Raw genomic sequence first — 15578 nt, 5'->3', positions numbered from 1 at the left:
TTTAGTTGCTTTTAGTGTCTTACTCATAAGGTTAGTTGATTAATTAATAGCATAATGTTAGAAATTCGCGAATTGCATAAATCCTATCCTATAGGTGGCTCAAGTTTACATGTATTAAAAGGAATTAATCTGTCTGTAAAAGATGGTGAAATGGTTGCTATTATGGGCTCTTCTGGATCTGGTAAGTCTACATTACTTAATATAATTGGTATGCTTGACGAAGCCGATTCTGGCGAATACATTTTAGATGACCTTCCTATTAAAGACCTTACCGAAAAAAAAGCTGCTGTTTATAGAAATAAGTTTTTAGGGTTCATTTTTCAATCATTTAATTTAATAAATTATAAAACAGCACTTGAAAATGTGGCGCTTCCACTTTATTATCAGGGTGTGAATCGAAAAGAAAGGCAAGAGCAAGCAATGTTTCACCTTGGAAAAGTAGGGTTGACTGATTGGGCTAAACATTTGCCTAAAGAACTTTCTGGTGGGCAAAATCAGCGCGTGGCAATTGCACGAGCCTTAGCAGCGAATCCGAAATTATTATTGGCAGATGAACCAACAGGAGCTTTAGATACTAAAACGTCTTACGAAATCATGGAATTTATTCAGCAATTAAATGATGAAGGCAAAACCATATTAATGGTAACACACGAAGAAGATATTGCCAATATGTGCAAACGTATTGTAAGGCTTCGTGACGGCGTCATTATGGAGGATAAGAAAGTAACCCAAGTTAGAGCAGAACACTATGTTTGATTTAGATCTTTGGCGGGAAATATTCCAGAGTATAAATAAAAATAAAACAAGAGCTTTACTTTCTGGCTTTACAGTGGCATTTGCTATTATGCTATTCACTATACTTTTTGGAATTGCCAATGGGTTAGAAAACACCTTCGAGAAATTTTTTATCAGAACAGCTGAAAATGCTATTAATATTCGATTTGGAACCACATCAAAACCCTATAAAGGACTACAAATTGGAAGACAAATTCAGCCTACTAGTAAAGATTTAGATTATTTGAAAAAGGAATTTGGAGAAGACATTGAGTACATGTCATCAAAAATTTCAAGAAATTATCAGGTTAGTTATAAAAAGCAAAAAGGGGGTTATTCAATAACTGGGGTGTCTCCTGACTATCAATATATAGAAAAAGCAGAAATAAAAGATGGAAGATTTATTAGCTTAAAAGATGTAAAAGCTAAGGATAAAGTATGTGTTATAGGACGCCTTGTTGAGGAAGATTTATTTTTAAAAGAATCAGCTATTGGAAAATATTTAGATTTAGAAGGTGTTCAATATAAAGTGGTAGGTGTTTATTCAGATGGTGGAGGAGATAGTCAAGAACGTATTATTTATGCTCCATATACCACAATACAAAAGCTGTATTTGGGTAATGATGATATAGGAAATATATCACTTACTTATAATCCTAAATTAAACATAGATCAGGCTTTAAATTTAGTAAAAGAAATGACAGCTAAGTTAAAGAACAGATTTGATGTAGCTCCAAACGATCAACGAGGTGTTAGAATTGGCAATGGAGTTCTCACAGCAAAAAAACGTCTTGACAATATTTCATCTGGTTTGGGAGCTTTAATCCCTATTATAGGATTTGGGACACTGATCGCTGGTATTTTGGGTATTAGTAATATCATGATTTTTATTGTAAAAGAACGAACAAAAGAAATCGGAATTCGTAAAGCATTAGGTGCTTCCCCTAGATCAATAGTATCAATAATTTTATTGGAGTCTATTTTAATAACAGCATTAACAGGATATATTGGTTTGTTAATTGGAGTTGGCGTTTTAAGATCCATTGGCTCTAGTTTAGAGCGTTATTTTATTACTGACCCTAGCGTAAATTCATCCATTTTAGTTTCAGCAACTATTGTTTTAGTAATTGCTGGTGCTATAGCTGGATTCGTACCTGCAAAAAAAGCATCAAAAATAAAACCGATAATAGCTTTAAGAAATGGTTAAATGATAAAGTTTTTATTAGAAAAAGATACTTGGCAAGAAGTGTTTGACAGCCTTAGTAAAAATAAACTCCGGTCTATTTTAACTATGGTTGGTGTATGGTGGGGTATTCTTTTACTTATAGGGTTATTAGGTTCTGCTAAAGGTGTCGAAAATAATTTCAATATTAGATTTCAAAATTTCGCTACTAATAGTTTATTCCTTTTTAGCGGTACAACTTCAATTCCTTTTAAAGGTTATCAAGAAGGACGCCGAATTAAAATGACCCTTGAAGATGTTGAAAAAATAAAAGAAAATATAAAAGGGGTTGAGTATGTTTTGCCAAGCCTTCAAACCCAAATAACTATAAGTAGAAACACATTAAATGGAAATTTTACTGGTAGAGGAGAGTTTCCATTTGCAGACGTTTTAGCAAAAAAAGATTTACTCTGGGGACGATATATTAATCAGTCTGATATTGATGAACGCAAAAAAGTGGCTGTTATTTCAGACGATGTTTACAAGCAATTATTTGAAAAAGGCGAAAACCCTATTGGGAAAATGGTAAAGGGAGAAAACGTAGGTTTTACAGTAATAGGCGTTTATAAAGCCGTCAATTTTGGCGGGCCGCAAATAGATTTTAATATCCCTTATACAACAGCTCAACAAATTTATAATAGAGGAAATAGTGTTGACTTACTAACCGTTACTGGTGATGCAAATTTTGATATTAATCAATTAGACGCCGATGTAAAATTATTGCTAAAAAACATACATAATATTCACCCAGATGATAATAGAGCGCTTAATGGATTTAATCTTGGAGATAGGTTTGAACAGTTTACAGGATTTATAATAGGTATGCAATTTTTAACCTGGTTTGTAGGTATTGCAACTTTAATTGCTGGTGTATTTGCCATTGGTGGTATTTTATTAATATCGGTAAAAGAACGCACCAAAGAAATTGGTATAAGGCGTGCCTTAGGAGCAACACCATACCTTGTTAAAAGACAAATAATTGTAGAAGCTGTTGCTATATCATTAATTTCAGGTTTTTTAGGAATTATAAGTGGTGGTTTAATATTAATACTACTTAATAATTTTGTAGCTCAGGGTGAAGATGCTTTTATGAGAAATCCTTCAGTATCAATTGGTATGGTGTTTTTTGCACTGTTTATAGTTACAATTCTTGGTACTTTAATCGGGTTAATTCCTGCTTTTAAGGCTACAAGTATTAAACCTATCGACGCATTAAGAGAAGAATAAACTAAATTTATAAAATGAAAAAAATTATCAAAATCGTTTTTATTGTTATAGCAATAATATTATTTGCTTGGGTCTTAAAATATTTTTATGATGCAAATAATCGAGCTCCAGAGGCTTTTGATACTGAAACACCTTTTTACACCTCAATAAGCACAAAAATAGTAGCAACAGGTAGTTTAAACCCTGAAGAGGAAATTGAATTAAAACCTCAAATTACAGGAATAGTAGATGCTATTATGATAGAAGAAGGTGATATAGTTAATAAAGGTGATTTAATTGCCAAAATTAGAGTGGTGCCAAACGAGCAATCATTAGTTAGTGCCAATAGTAGATTAAATAGCTCAAAGTTATCTTATGATAATGCTAATGTTCTTTACAAAAGAAATAAAGTGTTATTTGATAAAGGTGTTATTTCGAAACAAGATTTTGAAAATAGCGAACTATCGTTCAATCAAGCCAAGGAATCTTTGCAGCAAGCTCAAAATGATTATCAAATCATTAAAAAGGGATCTATTTCAGGGGGTAGTTCTGCCAATACAAACATTATTGCTCAAATAGCAGGAACAATATTAGAAATTCCTGTTCGGGTTGGTGATCAAGTGATTCAAAGTAACAACTTCAATGCCGGTACTAGCATAGCTACAATTGCCAATATGGGTAATATGATTTTTGAAGGAACTGTAGATGAGTCTGAAGTGGGCAAACTTAAAGAAGGTGAAGACATAGGTGTAGTAATTGGTGCTTTAGAGGAGAAAAAACTTCCTGCAAAATTAACATTCATTGCTCCAAAAGGTGTTTCAGATAACGCTGGCGCTGTCCAATTTACTATAAAAGCCGATGTAGAAGTTGAGGTAAATGCCAATATTAGGGCAGGCTATAGTGCCAATGCTGAAATTGATATTGAAAGTAGAGATAGTCTTTTTGCTATAAAAGAATCTTTAGTCCGATTTGATAGAATAACTGAGAAACCATATGTTGAAATTCAGCAAACAGATAATTCATTTAAAAAACAAGATGTTAAACTAGGCTTATCAGATGGAATAAATGTTGAAATCGTTGATGGTATTGAGCAAGGTGATAAGATTAAAGTTTGGAATAAAGTATCAAAAGAAAATTAAGACTAGAAATATGATTAATTTCAATATTAAACTCACAAAAAACAGTCTTTCACTATTACTATTATTAGTGTCAGTTTCGTTAAATGCCCAAGAAAAAAAATGGACACTACAAGAATGTGTTAATCATGCTGTTGTAAATAACATAACCGTTAAGCAAGGTGAAAACACACTTCTTTTAAACGACCAAGATATCATCGCTGCAAAAGGTCAGTTTTTGCCATCTGTAACTGCAAGTACAGGGAATCGTATGAGTATTGGTTCAGGTTTCGATCCAGTAACAAATCAACGTATAACGAATCAAACAACACATTCGTTTAATTATAATATTGGTTTAAATCAAAATGTGTTTAACGGATTTAGAACGTTGAATTTATATAAGCAATCACAACTTACTAAAGAAACAAGTGTTTTAGAATTACGTCGGATAAAAGATGATATTTCTTTAAATGTTGTTAATGCTTATTTGAATGTCTTATTTAATATTGAAAATTTAGAAATTGCCAATGCACAATTTGCTTTTAGTGAAAAACAACTAGAACAAATAAAAGAATTAGTCGATGCGGGAGTGCAACCAAAAGCAAATATTTATGATGCTGAAGCTACTTTAAGTAGAGATTCACAACAAGTTACTTTGGCTGAGAATAGTTTTAATTTGTCATTATTATCATTATCCCAATTACTTCAGATTCCTTTTTATGGTTTTGATGTTGAAATTATTGATGTCAATACACCTTCTGAAGGGTTATTGTATAATAATGTTACTCCTATTTTAGAATATGCTCTTGAAAATAGAGCGGAAATCAAGATTGCAGAAAAGCGCATAGAAAATGCCGAATTAAATACCGAAATCTTAAAAGCTGGGTACTATCCTAATGTAACTTTTGGATATGGTTTTGGATCTGTTTGGAGTGAATCTAAAAACGATTTTATAAAACAAGCATTTTTTAGAGAATTGGATTTGTTGAAAGGGCATAACTTCAATTTGAATATCAACATTCCAATTTTTTCTAGATTTCAAAATAAAACCAATGTTGCAGTATCTAAGATTCAACAAGAAAATAGCAAACTTCTAATGGAACAAGCAAAGCTAGATTTAGAATCTAATATTCAAAGAGCTTACACAGATGCTCAAGCTGCACTAAAAGCTTACGATGCTGCGATAAAGTCATTAACGTTTCAAGAATTAGCATTTAACAATTCTAAAGAGCGCTATGATCTTGGTGCCATGACAGCTTTCGATTTGGAGCAAGCAAGACTTCAATTAATAAATGCACAGTCCTCTTTAATAAATGCTAAATATGATTTTGTTTTTAAGACAAAAGTTTTAGACTTTTACCTGGGAAAATCTTTAACTGATTAAATTGGCATATATACTAAATATAGAAACAGCTACAACTAACTGTTCTGTTTCGGTTTCAAAAGAAGGTAAAACGATAGTCTTAAAAGAAGATTATGATAAAAAATATTCACATGCTGAAAGGTTGCATGTTTATATTGATACTATTTTAAATGAAGCTAACATAACTTTTAAGGATTTGGATGCTATTGCAGTAAGTAAAGGTCCGGGTTCTTATACTGGCTTAAGAATTGGAGTTTCAGCAGCTAAAGGACTTTGTTTTGCGCTTGATATTCCTTTAATTTCTGTTTCTACTCTAGAGGCATTAGTACATCAGGTCAAAAATGAAAATGGCGTTATCGTTTCCATGTTGGATGCTCGAAGAATGGAAGTGTATTCGGCTATTTTTGATTCTGATTATGAACAAATAAGAGAGACGCAAGCTCAAATATTAAACGAAGGGTCTTTTGAAAGATATTTAGAGAAAGGTAAAGTCTATTTTATTGGTAATGGTGTTGAAAAAACAATGGAAGTTATCAATCATCCAAATGCTGTTTTTATCGAAGAGATGCTACCTTCTTCAAATGAGATGAGTCAGTTAGCTTATAATAAATTCAAAATAAGCAACATCGAAGATGTCGCTTATTTTGAACCATATTATTTAAAAGATTTTGTGGCGTTAAAACCTAAATCTTAACCTTTTTTCTGAATCTCAACTTGATGTGGATAAGGAATTTCAATTCCAGCCTTGTCAAGTGCTTCTTTTACGTCTTCTGTAATTCCAAAGTAAACATCCCAGTAATCATCAGCAGTACTCCAGGGTCTTACAGCAAAATTGATTGAACTATCTGCTAATTCAGAAACATTTACTGTTGGCTCTGGAGATTTTAATACTTTTGGATGTGATGTTAAAACATTCATTAGTACTTCTTTTGTTTTCTTAATATCAGAATCATAGCCTACACCAAAAGTAAGGTCTACACGTCGTGTTCCTTCTGTAGTATAATTAATAATATTACCGTTAGACAAAGATCCATTAGGAATTATAATTTCTCTATTTGAAAGTCCAGTAAGTTTAGTTGTAAAAATTTCAATCTCTTTAACAACACCAATTTCACCTTGGGCCTCAATTAAATCCCCAATCTTAATAGGTTTGAAAATCATAAGTAAAACACCTCCCGCAAAATTGCCTAATGACCCCTGCAGAGCTAAACCAATAGCTAAACCAGCAGCAGCTAAAATCGCCGCAAAAGATGTAGTTTCTATTCCAATTGTTCCTAAAATAACTACGATTAGGATAATTTTTAATATCCAACCTAAAAGATTTAATAAAAACTTTTGAAGGCTTTCATCATAATCTTTCTTAGACATTAATTTTTTGGTAGTTTTTAGTAATTTTTTAATTACCCATGAGCCAATAATCCAAATAAGAACGGCTCCAAGAATTTTCAGCCCGTAATCTATGCCTAATTCTAGCCACTTTTCTGTGTTAATGTTTTCTAAATTCATAATTTTTTTAAGTTTTAATAATTGCAAACTTAAAAACTAAGTGTTAGCTCTTAAGTATTTTAATGATAAAAAATGATTAATTAATTTGTTATAAAGCAAAAAACAAGTGCAATAATTGCAGGAACCGCTTGCACATAGAATAGTTTTATTTGCTTTGTGGAATAAGACCCATAAATCCCAGCAATGGTCACACAAATAAGAAAGAAATTAGCTATTTCTATATCCTTCTGTATAATTGAATATATAAGTCCAGCGGCTAAAAAACCATTATATAGCCCTTGATTGGCAGCTAAGACTCTAGTTTCTTCTGCGAATTCCTTTGATTTTAAACCGAAAGCTTTAATGCCTTTTGGTTTAGTCCAGAAAAACATTTCTAAAATTAGAAAGTAAATATGTTCAAGTGCTACTACAGTAATTAAAAATATGGTTAAATAACTCATTGTGATAGTAATTTAATGGCTTTATCAACTTCAGAGACTGGAAGTTTACAGGCTTTATTTACACATACATAAATTAGTGTGTTTTCCGGATTATATCTGTTTTCTAATAACGGCATATCGTTTTCTGAAATGCTTCCAGCAATCAGCTTGTTGGGTATATAAGTTTTGTTTAAAGCTTCTATTTTTTCTTTAGCATCTGCACCCACAATGGCTACCTCATAATAAGGTTGTGCATAATTTAGCATGAGGTCCAACCAGTTCGAATAACCAGAAGGATATTCCTGCATTTCTGGTTTTACATTATTTAGCATGGTCATAGCTATTTTGCTGTAGTGTGTATTCTCAAAATAATGAGATAATTTGAACAAACCTTTTGCCATAATTGAATTACTCGCTGGAATAACATTATCGCGATATTCGATGCTTCTAGTTACTAATGGGTCGTCTTCATTAGAAGTAAAGAAGAACATCTTACTAGTTTCATCAAAGAAATGATCAAAGGTATAATTGGTTAAATCTCTTGCGTTGTTTAACCAAGTCTCATTTAGTGTGACTTCATAAAGGGTAATAAAAGCATCAATTGTAGCAGCGTAATCTTCTAAATAACCGTTGATGCTACTTTTGCCATTTTTATACGTGTGGTCTAGACCTCCATCTTCTCTTAACTGATTATTAATGATAAATTTTGCGTTTTTTTCAGCAACAGCCAAATATTCAGCATTACCTAAAACTCGGTATGCATCTAAATAGCCTTTTAGCATTAATGCATTCCATGAGATTAAAGTTTTATCATCTAATCTTGGTTTGTCTCTTTTATTGCGTTCATTTACAAGCGTGCTTTTCCAAGAGTTTACTTTTTCTGATAAATTTTCAGGTGCTAAATCATGTTTTTTCATGATTAAAGCATCATCATCTTTTCTAATTAAAACATAGTTTCCATGTTCCCAAAGACCGTAGTTGTTAATATTGTAATAATCTGAAAACAATTCAAAGTCATTTCCAATAAGAGTTTTAAGTTCTTCTTTAGTCCATACGTAATAAGCACCTTCTTCAAGTTCTCCTTCGGGAGTATTGCTGTCCGCATCTAATGAAGAATAAAATGCACCATTTTCGGTTGTCATTTCCTCTTCTACATAATCTAATGTTTCGGTAATGATGTTCTTATACAATTTATTTTTTGTAATGAGATATGCATCTGCATAAAGGCTAACTAATTGACCGTTATCATAAAGCATTTTTTCAAAATGAGGAACATGCCATACAGAATCTACAGAGTATCTTGAAAACCCACCACCAATCTGATCAAAAACACCACCAAATGCCATTTTGGTAAGTGTTAAGTTTACAAATTCTTGCAGCTTTTCATCATTTGTTTGATAAGCGTATCGCAATAGAAAATGATAATTATTAGGCATCATAAACTTAGGAGCTCTATTTAAGCCACCATCTCGATTATCGAATTGTTTAGACCATTTTTTAACAGCTTCATCTATATAGTTTTTTTCGAAAATAGGTTCATCGGTATTTAATTGAACAACGTCTAGCGATTTAATGCCTTCTTCTAATTTGTCGGCATATTCATGAAGTTTTTCAGGTTTTTCAGTATATAATTTTGATATCTGTTTTAAGGCGCTAACCCATTGTTCTTTCTTAAAATAAGTGCCACCCCAAACTGGTCTTCCGTCCGGTAACGCAATCACATTTAAAGGCCAACCACCGCTACCAGTCATTAGTTGAACGGCATTCATATATACTTGATCTACATCTGGGCGTTCCTCTCTATCAACTTTTATATTAATAAAATTTTTATTCATAACCTGGGCCACTAAACTATCTTCAAAACTTTCGTGTTCCATAACATGGCACCAATGGCACGCAGCATACCCAACACTTATAAGTATTAATTTATCTTCAGATTTCGCCTGTTTTAGGGTAGTCTCATTCCAAGCATTCCAATCAACTGGGTTGTGAGCATGTTGTAAAAGATATGGGCTTGTTTCGTTTACTAGGGCATTTGTGTATTGATGATTCATAGTTTCGGAATTCTGACCCTTACAGCCCATAATTAGAATAATAAAAGCAAATATTAATAAGTGTTTCATAGCCCAAAGTTAGCGAAATTATAGCATAAAAAAAGCGTTCAAGTTATGAACGCTCTTAAATGCTTGGGAGCAAAAAAAGTTATTCTACTTCAAATGTTATTTTAAGATTTACTCTAAATTCTGTAACCTCACCATCTTTTACACTAGCACTTTGATCTTGAACATATACAGAACGGATATTTTTTATACTTTTTGATGCATGCTTTACTGCTTTTTTAGTAGCATCTTCCCAACTTTTATCTGAGTTTGATAAAATCTCTATTACTTTTAATACTGCCATTTTTTACGATTTTAAATTTTTAAGTGAAACCCCCTCATGGAGATGACTGTATTTAAGACACAAGAAAATTAAACTAGTCACTTTTATAATGAGAAATGACTAGCCATTTATTGCTTCAACCATATCTACTTTACCAGGAAGCATTTGTTTAAGCATGTTTTCTATACCGTTTTTTAAGGTAAAAGTAGAAGATGGGCATCCGCTACAAGCACCTTGAAGCATAACTCGAACATTTTTTGTGTCTGCATCGTAAGCAATAAATTGAATATTACCACCATCACTAGCTACAGCTGGTTTTACATATTCTTCAAGAATGTTTACAATTTCTTTTGAAGTATCATCTAAATTTTCAAAATGCGAATCTTGATCTTTTTCAGATTTTTGAAGTGTTTCAACAGCATTGGCTAAAACGACTTCCTTCCCATCTTCAATAAACTTTCTTATAAATTCACGAAGCTCAATAACAATTTCTTGCCACTCGGACATGTCATACTTTGTAATTGACACATAATTATCTTCAACAAAAACACTTTTAACAAAAGGGAAGTGAAATAATTCGGTAGCTAAAGGAGATAATTTGGCATCATCAATAGAAGTAAACTCGAAAAGGGCAGTAACCATTTTTTTGTTGGCTACAAATTTCATTACAGCTGGATTCGGTGTGCTTTCGGCATAGACAGTAACAGGTACTTTTTTAGACTCTGCAGTTTCTTCAACTACAAGACCACCATCATTTAAATAAGCCTCTATTTGTTGGGCAACTTCATCTTCTACATCTGTCCATTCAACAATATCATAGCGTTCTACCGCAACAAAATTTCCTGAGATATAAACTTTTTTAACAAAAGGTAAATAGAATAGTTGCTGAGCTAGAGGAGAAGATTTAGCATCATCTATATTATTAAATTCAAAACTTTGATGTTTTGTAATGAATTTGTTTAACTCAAATTTTATAATTGAATTATTTGAAGTTTCTTGTATACTAACCTTGAAAGCACTCATTTTAGCTATTTTTTTGCAAAAATACTAAAAGAAAACTATAGATATCCATATATTTGGCTTTCATTGCCTTTATTGGTTATGTTTGTGTTGAAGGAATTTCTTTTACATATATTAAGTGTAATTTTTTAATAATCAAGACGTTTATAATAAACTCAACCTACCTTGATCTAGAATTTATGAAATTGAAAAACATTTTAGTAGTTGTAATTGGACTATTATTAGGTCATGTTGCGACTTCCCAAGAGGGATTACCAATATATACTGATTATTTAACCGATAATTATTACCTCATTCACCCATCTATGGCTGGTGTTGCTAACTGTTCTAAGGTTAGACTTACAGCACGCCAACAATGGTTTGGACATGATGAAGCACCTAAACTTTTAACTTTAAGTCTTAACGGAAGAATTGGCGATACCCAATCTGCAATAGGAGGTATTTTGTATACCGATAAAAACGGATATCATTCACAAACAGGGGCTTATGCTACTTATGCACACCACTTGTTGTTTTCCAGAAATGAAGTAGATTTAAATATGCTTTCTTTTGGATTAAGTGTTGGGTTTATTCAATACAAACTTGATGAAACTTCTTTCCTGTTTGAAGGTCCAGACCCTATTATTGATGGTATTGTACAAAGCGAAACAAATTTAAATATTGATTTTGGGTTTTCATATCACTACTTAGATTTTTATGCACACGGCACGATTAAGAATCTGTTAGAAAATTCAGGGATTAATAATGATATAGAAATTACAAGCAACCTAAGACGTTATTTGGTCTCTGTAGGAGGTGTTTTTGGTAAGTTAGGAAGTGAATGGACTTACGAGCCTTCTTTAATGTTTATGCATAAAGATGGCACAGGAGAGTCATCAATAGATATTAATGCTAAGGCTTACAAAGAGATGGAATTTGGTAAATTATGGGGAGGATTATCCTATAGAAGAAGTTTTGATGGTGCTGAGTTTTTAGACGGCTCTGGAGTGAGTAGTCAAAAATTACAATTAATATCTCCAATTCTTGGTGTAGATTACAATGAGTTCATGTTCGCCTATAATTATACATACCAATCTAATTCAGTAGTCTTTACAAGTGGTGGTTTTCACCAATTAACATTAGGATATAATTTTAATTGCAGAAGAAAACAATACGACTGTAAATGTCCTGCTGTAAACTAAAAATATTAAAGGCTCGTTTAGCGAACCTTTTTTTATTCCCATAAATAATTTTTTTTAAGCTTGTTCTTTTATGGCTTTTTTATCATGGCATTTTCTAAATTATTCGTATTATTTTTTGCTGATTTAATACATACACTTTGCGTTTTGTATTTAATTTTATTTTTTTTCGTGTACATAAATAGTATCTTGTTAATGTAAATGAAGTAGTAAAATATGTAAAAGGAAAAGGTGGAAGGGTTGTGTTAAGTAATGGGAAAGAAGTAATGGTTTCGGCCTCTGAAAAGTTGACTTTTTTGTCATATTAAATAATCTTGTCATTCAGAGCGAAGCGAAGAACCTTTAATTAATCAATTGCCAATAAAAAATAATTATTTAAATCTATGCCAGTAATAAAATCAGTTGGAGGCAAAAGCCCAGAAATACCAGGAGATTGCTTTATAGCCGAAAATGCTACCATTGTTGGTAATGTTTCTATGGGAAATGAATGTAGCATATGGTTTAGTGCAGTTGTTCGAGGTGATGTTAATTTTATTAAAATAGGCAATAAAGTTAATATCCAGGATGGTGCCGTAATTCATGGGACTTATAAAACTGCGCCAACCACTATTGGTAATAATGTTTCAATTGGTCATAATGCCTTGGTGCATGGGTGTACTATACATGATAATGTGCTAATTGGAATGGGAAGCATCGTAATGGATAATTGTATTATTAATAGTAACTCTATTATTGCTGCTGGAGCAGTAGTCACTAAAAACACCATTGTGGAAGCTGGAAGTATATATGCAGGAGTACCAGCAAAAAAAGTAAAAGATATCAGTGAAGAATTAATATCAGGTGAAATAAATAGAATTGCTGATAACTATATTAAATATTCTGGTTGGTTTAAATAGTTCTTTCAAAAGTTTAAATATTGAATATCAGATTTATTATTTACGAGCGACTTTAATACATTTAGACTTCCATTAGTAAAAAATTCTGAGTTACCAATTGATGAAGAATTATTTAATAGTTTGTGAGATGCTAAAACGGTTTTTGTTTGTCGCGCAACTGCTTCTCCAGAATCTATTATTTTTACGTGCTTAGGCAGTAATTCAATGAGCAAAGGCATTAAGTAAGGGTAATGCGTGCATCCTAAAACCAAATAATCCATATTTGCCACTATCATTGGTTTTAGATATATTTTTAAAAGCGATTTCATTTCTTCAGAATACAATTGCCCCGTTTCTATAAGTTCTACAATACCATCGCCGTTTTGCTCTAAAACATTAATATTACTAGCAAACAAGTTCGAAGTTTTAGAAAATAAAGCACTGCTTAAAGTTCCTTTAGTTGCTAAAATTCCAACAGTATTCGTTTTTGTCTGTAGTGCGGCAGGTTTTATGGCAGGTTCAATACCTATAAAAGGAACTTTATAATTACTCCTTAAATAATCGATAGCATTTGTTGTAGCTGTGTTGCATGCTACTACTATAAGTTTACAACCTCTACTTAATAGGTATTCGGTATTTTTAATACTTAACTCAATAATAGCATCTTTTCCTTTAGGGCCATAAGGAGCATTTGAGCTATCAGCCAAATATATAGTATGCTCGTTAGGCAGCAGCTTAGTAATAGCTTTCCAAATGGAAGTACCACCAACGCCAGAATCGAAAATACCAATAGGTTGTTTGTTCATATTTAACAAAAATAAAAAAGCTGCCTTGTAAAAGACAGCTTTAAAATATTTATTTCGAGTATAATTTTATATACCTAATTCTTTTTTAACATCGTCAAGTAAATTTTTACCATCAGACATAATTACAACGCTTTGTGCGGCGTCTACAACATACTCGTAACCTTGTGCTCTAGCTACTTTTAAAATTGCTGCTTTAGCCTTTTCAGTAATAGGGCCTAAAAGGTCAATTTCCTTTTTCTGTAAATCTTTTTGAGCATCTGCTTGAAACTGTTGGATACGTTGTTGTTTTTCTTGCAATTCTAAACCTCTTTTTTGGTTTTCCTCATCAGTTTTAGTAGCTGCTTCGGCTTCATATTGTTTAACAGTTGTTTGGTATTCTGTTATAGAAGCTTGAATATCTGTTTGGTATGTTTTACCTAAAGTTTCTAATTCTGCTTGTGCCGATTTCATTTCGGGCATCGCTTGAATTAATTCAGTGGTGTTTATATGTGCAACTTTACTTTGAGCTTGAGTAAAACTAATTGTTCCTATGCATAATGCCGTTGCTAATAAAATAGTTTTTAAGTGTTTCATTTTTTAAATTGTATTAAGTGTGTTATTAATTGTTTTTATTATTATTTATTGAATCTTTCGCTTTTTGACGATCTTCTAAAATTTTCTTTTTCTTGTCATCCAAAGCCTTTTTACGAGCTGCGCGGTCTGCTAATTTTTTCTGTCTATTTTCTTCTATAAGCTCTGCTCTTGTCTTTGGTTTGTCAGCTTCACTAGCTTCTTTGCCTTCTGCAGATTTACCTTCTATTTCACTTCCTTCTTCAGTTTCAGTAGATGTTTCAGTCGTCTTATTTTTTGCATCTATTTTATCTTGCCTTGCTTTGGTTCTTTCATCTAATATTTTTTGTCTTCTATCCGCAGCTTCTTTTACTTTGGCTTCACGAGCTGCTAATTTCTTTGCTCTCGCTTCTTCAATAGCACTTGCTCTTTTTGCCTTTTTTTCTTCAAGTGCTTTCTCTCGTTCTTCTAACTCATAGTTAATTTCTGGAACCAACTCTTCTTTTTCAGCTTCTTTTCGTTCTGCTTTAGATTTTACTTGTTTACGCTTTGAAGCTCTTGTAATACTTCTTAAAATTTGCTCGCTTAAATCGAATTGCTTCGCTGAATAAAGCATTACAACATCTGCCGATTTATCGAAAATAAAATCATATTTTCTACTAGAAGCCATGTCTTGGACTGCTGCAAAAATCTGATCTTGAATAGGTTGCATTAATTGTTTCTTCTGAATCATTAAATCACCGTTGGGACCGAAACGCTTTTGCTGATAGTCCAATATTTCCTTTTCTTCATAATAAATATCTTCTTCACGTTCATCAACCAACTCTTTTGTTAAAAGTGCTTTTTCATTACCCAGGTCCTTTCTTTTTTGTGCTATTTCACTCAATCTAGAATCAATTTCACTTTTCCATTTCTGAACTTTATTTTCTAGTTGAGCCGTCGCTTCTTGATACTCTGGTACATTTTCTAAAATGTACTCTGTATCAATATAACCTATTCTTACACCTCTTTGCGCATCTACAGAAAAGCTTAGCATGAACAAGAATGTCAATAAAAAAAGAACTTTTAGTTTCATCTGTTTAATGTTTTTATAATTTATAGCTCATAAATTTCAGAAACGACAGATGATAATTTGTTTTGAACTCCGTCGGTTTATGAATTCT

Annotated in this window: 16 protein-coding genes and 1 pseudogene; 9 read left to right on the top strand and 8 right to left on the bottom strand. The window is 32.2% G+C overall.

Going from position 1 to position 15578, the window contains the following annotated elements:
- Window positions 1-54 precede the first annotated feature (54 nt).
- From AC2D6V_RS02015 to tsaB, 6 genes are read left to right on the top strand one after another with little or no spacing between them, the layout of a single operon-like run.
- Window positions 55-756, top strand: coding sequence for an ABC transporter ATP-binding protein (locus tag AC2D6V_RS02015; protein WP_484646370.1), 702 nt, complete (start codon window positions 55-57; stop codon window positions 754-756).
- On the top strand, window positions 749-1981 hold the full coding sequence (locus AC2D6V_RS02010) for an ABC transporter permease (RefSeq protein ID WP_484646369.1): 1233 nt from the start codon (window positions 749-751) through the stop codon (window positions 1979-1981). Before AC2D6V_RS02015 ends, AC2D6V_RS02010 begins: the two co-directional genes overlap by 8 nt.
- On the top strand, window positions 1982-3223 hold the full coding sequence (locus tag AC2D6V_RS02005; protein WP_484646368.1) for an ABC transporter permease: 1242 nt from the start codon (window positions 1982-1984) through the stop codon (window positions 3221-3223). It abuts the gene before it with no gap.
- A 14-nt stretch (window positions 3224-3237) separates the two neighbouring features.
- Window positions 3238-4341 (top strand): efflux RND transporter periplasmic adaptor subunit, encoded by a 1104-nt coding sequence (locus tag AC2D6V_RS02000; protein ID WP_484646367.1) that lies wholly within the window; start codon window positions 3238-3240, stop codon window positions 4339-4341.
- Window positions 4342-4351: 10 nt separating this feature from the next.
- The gene (locus tag AC2D6V_RS01995) at window positions 4352-5701 is read left to right on the top strand and encodes a TolC family protein (RefSeq protein ID WP_484646366.1); all 1350 of its coding nucleotides are present in this window, start codon (window positions 4352-4354) and stop codon (window positions 5699-5701) included.
- Window position 5702: 1 nt separating this feature from the next.
- The gene (gene tsaB, locus AC2D6V_RS01990) at window positions 5703-6374 is read left to right on the top strand and encodes a tRNA (adenosine(37)-N6)-threonylcarbamoyltransferase complex dimerization subunit type 1 TsaB (protein WP_484646365.1); all 672 of its coding nucleotides are present in this window, start codon (window positions 5703-5705) and stop codon (window positions 6372-6374) included.
- On the opposite strand, the gene AC2D6V_RS01985 is transcribed toward tsaB, so the two are convergent.
- The 5 genes from AC2D6V_RS01985 to AC2D6V_RS01965 form a co-directional block, all read right to left on the bottom strand.
- The gene (locus AC2D6V_RS01985) at window positions 6371-7186 is read right to left on the bottom strand and encodes a mechanosensitive ion channel family protein (protein ID WP_484646364.1); all 816 of its coding nucleotides are present in this window, start codon (window positions 7184-7186) and stop codon (window positions 6371-6373) included. The two genes, tsaB and AC2D6V_RS01985, sit on opposite strands and share 4 nt — an antisense overlap.
- A gap of 80 nt (window positions 7187-7266) precedes the next feature.
- Window positions 7267-7626, bottom strand: coding sequence for a DUF1304 domain-containing protein (locus tag AC2D6V_RS01980; RefSeq protein ID WP_484646363.1), 360 nt, complete (start codon window positions 7624-7626; stop codon window positions 7267-7269).
- Window positions 7623-9659 carry a thioredoxin domain-containing protein gene (locus AC2D6V_RS01975; protein WP_484647506.1) on the bottom strand — a complete coding sequence of 679 codons (2037 nt, stop codon included), beginning with the start codon at window positions 9657-9659 and terminating at the stop codon, window positions 7623-7625. Before AC2D6V_RS01975 ends, AC2D6V_RS01980 begins: the two co-directional genes overlap by 4 nt.
- Before the next feature lie 148 nt (window positions 9660-9807).
- Window positions 9808-10008, bottom strand: a complete 201-nt coding sequence (locus AC2D6V_RS01970) for a dodecin family protein (protein ID WP_484646362.1) — start codon at window positions 10006-10008, stop codon at window positions 9808-9810.
- Between the two features lie 99 nt (window positions 10009-10107).
- The gene (locus AC2D6V_RS01965) at window positions 10108-11010 is read right to left on the bottom strand and encodes a NifU family protein (RefSeq protein WP_484646361.1); all 903 of its coding nucleotides are present in this window, start codon (window positions 11008-11010) and stop codon (window positions 10108-10110) included.
- Between the two features lie 176 nt (window positions 11011-11186).
- Here AC2D6V_RS01965 and AC2D6V_RS01960 point away from each other — a divergent pair, with 176 nt between their 5' ends.
- The 3 genes and pseudogenes from AC2D6V_RS01960 to AC2D6V_RS01950 all read left to right on the top strand — a co-directional run bounded on the left by AC2D6V_RS01960 (window position 11187) and on the right by AC2D6V_RS01950 (window position 13081).
- On the top strand, window positions 11187-12188 hold the full coding sequence (locus AC2D6V_RS01960) for a PorP/SprF family type IX secretion system membrane protein (protein WP_484646360.1): 1002 nt from the start codon (window positions 11187-11189) through the stop codon (window positions 12186-12188).
- 161 nt (window positions 12189-12349) lie between these two features.
- Window positions 12350-12493, top strand: a pseudogene (locus AC2D6V_RS01955) (LytTR family transcriptional regulator DNA-binding domain-containing protein); the annotation flags it as partial.
- A gap of 75 nt (window positions 12494-12568) precedes the next feature.
- Window positions 12569-13081, top strand: coding sequence for a gamma carbonic anhydrase family protein (locus AC2D6V_RS01950; RefSeq protein WP_484646359.1), 513 nt, complete (start codon window positions 12569-12571; stop codon window positions 13079-13081).
- Between the two features lie 5 nt (window positions 13082-13086).
- Here the strand turns inward: AC2D6V_RS01950 and murI are convergent, their stop codons facing one another.
- The 3 genes from murI to AC2D6V_RS01935 form a co-directional block, all read right to left on the bottom strand.
- On the bottom strand, window positions 13087-13866 hold the full coding sequence (murI, locus tag AC2D6V_RS01945; RefSeq protein ID WP_484646358.1) for a glutamate racemase: 780 nt from the start codon (window positions 13864-13866) through the stop codon (window positions 13087-13089).
- Window positions 13867-13932: 66 nt separating this feature from the next.
- Entirely contained in the window at window positions 13933-14439 is a 507-nt protein-coding gene (locus AC2D6V_RS01940) for an OmpH/Skp family outer membrane protein (protein ID WP_484646357.1), read from the bottom strand.
- A gap of 25 nt (window positions 14440-14464) precedes the next feature.
- Window positions 14465-15490 (bottom strand): OmpH/Skp family outer membrane protein, encoded by a 1026-nt coding sequence (locus AC2D6V_RS01935; RefSeq protein ID WP_484646356.1) that lies wholly within the window; start codon window positions 15488-15490, stop codon window positions 14465-14467.
- Window positions 15491-15578 lie beyond the last annotated feature (88 nt).

This window comes from Algibacter sp. YIN40 (assembly GCF_057219435.1).
The sequence above is the reverse complement of the archived record's forward strand: the minus strand, read 5'-3'. Positions and strand labels throughout refer to the sequence as shown.

Coding starts and splice junctions, on each gene's coding strand:
- AC2D6V_RS02015 (WP_484646370.1), top strand. CDS start 55: ATGTTAGAAATTCGCGAATTGCATAAATCCTATCCTATAGGTGGCTCA.
- AC2D6V_RS01985 (WP_484646364.1), bottom strand. CDS start 7,186: ATGAATTTAGAAAACATTAACACAGAAAAGTGGCTAGAATTAGGCATA.
- AC2D6V_RS01965 (WP_484646361.1), bottom strand. CDS start 11,010: ATGAGTGCTTTCAAGGTTAGTATACAAGAAACTTCAAATAATTCAATT.
- AC2D6V_RS01940 (WP_484646357.1), bottom strand. CDS start 14,439: ATGAAACACTTAAAAACTATTTTATTAGCAACGGCATTATGCATAGGA.
- AC2D6V_RS01970 (WP_484646362.1), bottom strand. CDS start 10,008: ATGGCAGTATTAAAAGTAATAGAGATTTTATCAAACTCAGATAAAAGT.
- AC2D6V_RS01950 (WP_484646359.1), top strand. CDS start 12,569: ATGCCAGTAATAAAATCAGTTGGAGGCAAAAGCCCAGAAATACCAGGA.
- AC2D6V_RS01935 (WP_484646356.1), bottom strand. CDS start 15,490: ATGAAACTAAAAGTTCTTTTTTTATTGACATTCTTGTTCATGCTAAGC.
- AC2D6V_RS02005 (WP_484646368.1), top strand. CDS start 1,982: ATGATAAAGTTTTTATTAGAAAAAGATACTTGGCAAGAAGTGTTTGAC.
- AC2D6V_RS01995 (WP_484646366.1), top strand. CDS start 4,352: ATGATTAATTTCAATATTAAACTCACAAAAAACAGTCTTTCACTATTA.
- AC2D6V_RS02010 (WP_484646369.1), top strand. CDS start 749: ATGTTTGATTTAGATCTTTGGCGGGAAATATTCCAGAGTATAAATAAA.
- AC2D6V_RS01975 (WP_484647506.1), bottom strand. CDS start 9,659: ATGAATCATCAATACACAAATGCCCTAGTAAACGAAACAAGCCCATAT.
- AC2D6V_RS02000 (WP_484646367.1), top strand. CDS start 3,238: ATGAAAAAAATTATCAAAATCGTTTTTATTGTTATAGCAATAATATTA.
- murI (WP_484646358.1), bottom strand. CDS start 13,866: ATGAACAAACAACCTATTGGTATTTTCGATTCTGGCGTTGGTGGTACT.
- AC2D6V_RS01980 (WP_484646363.1), bottom strand. CDS start 7,626: ATGAGTTATTTAACCATATTTTTAATTACTGTAGTAGCACTTGAACAT.
- AC2D6V_RS01960 (WP_484646360.1), top strand. CDS start 11,187: ATGAAATTGAAAAACATTTTAGTAGTTGTAATTGGACTATTATTAGGT.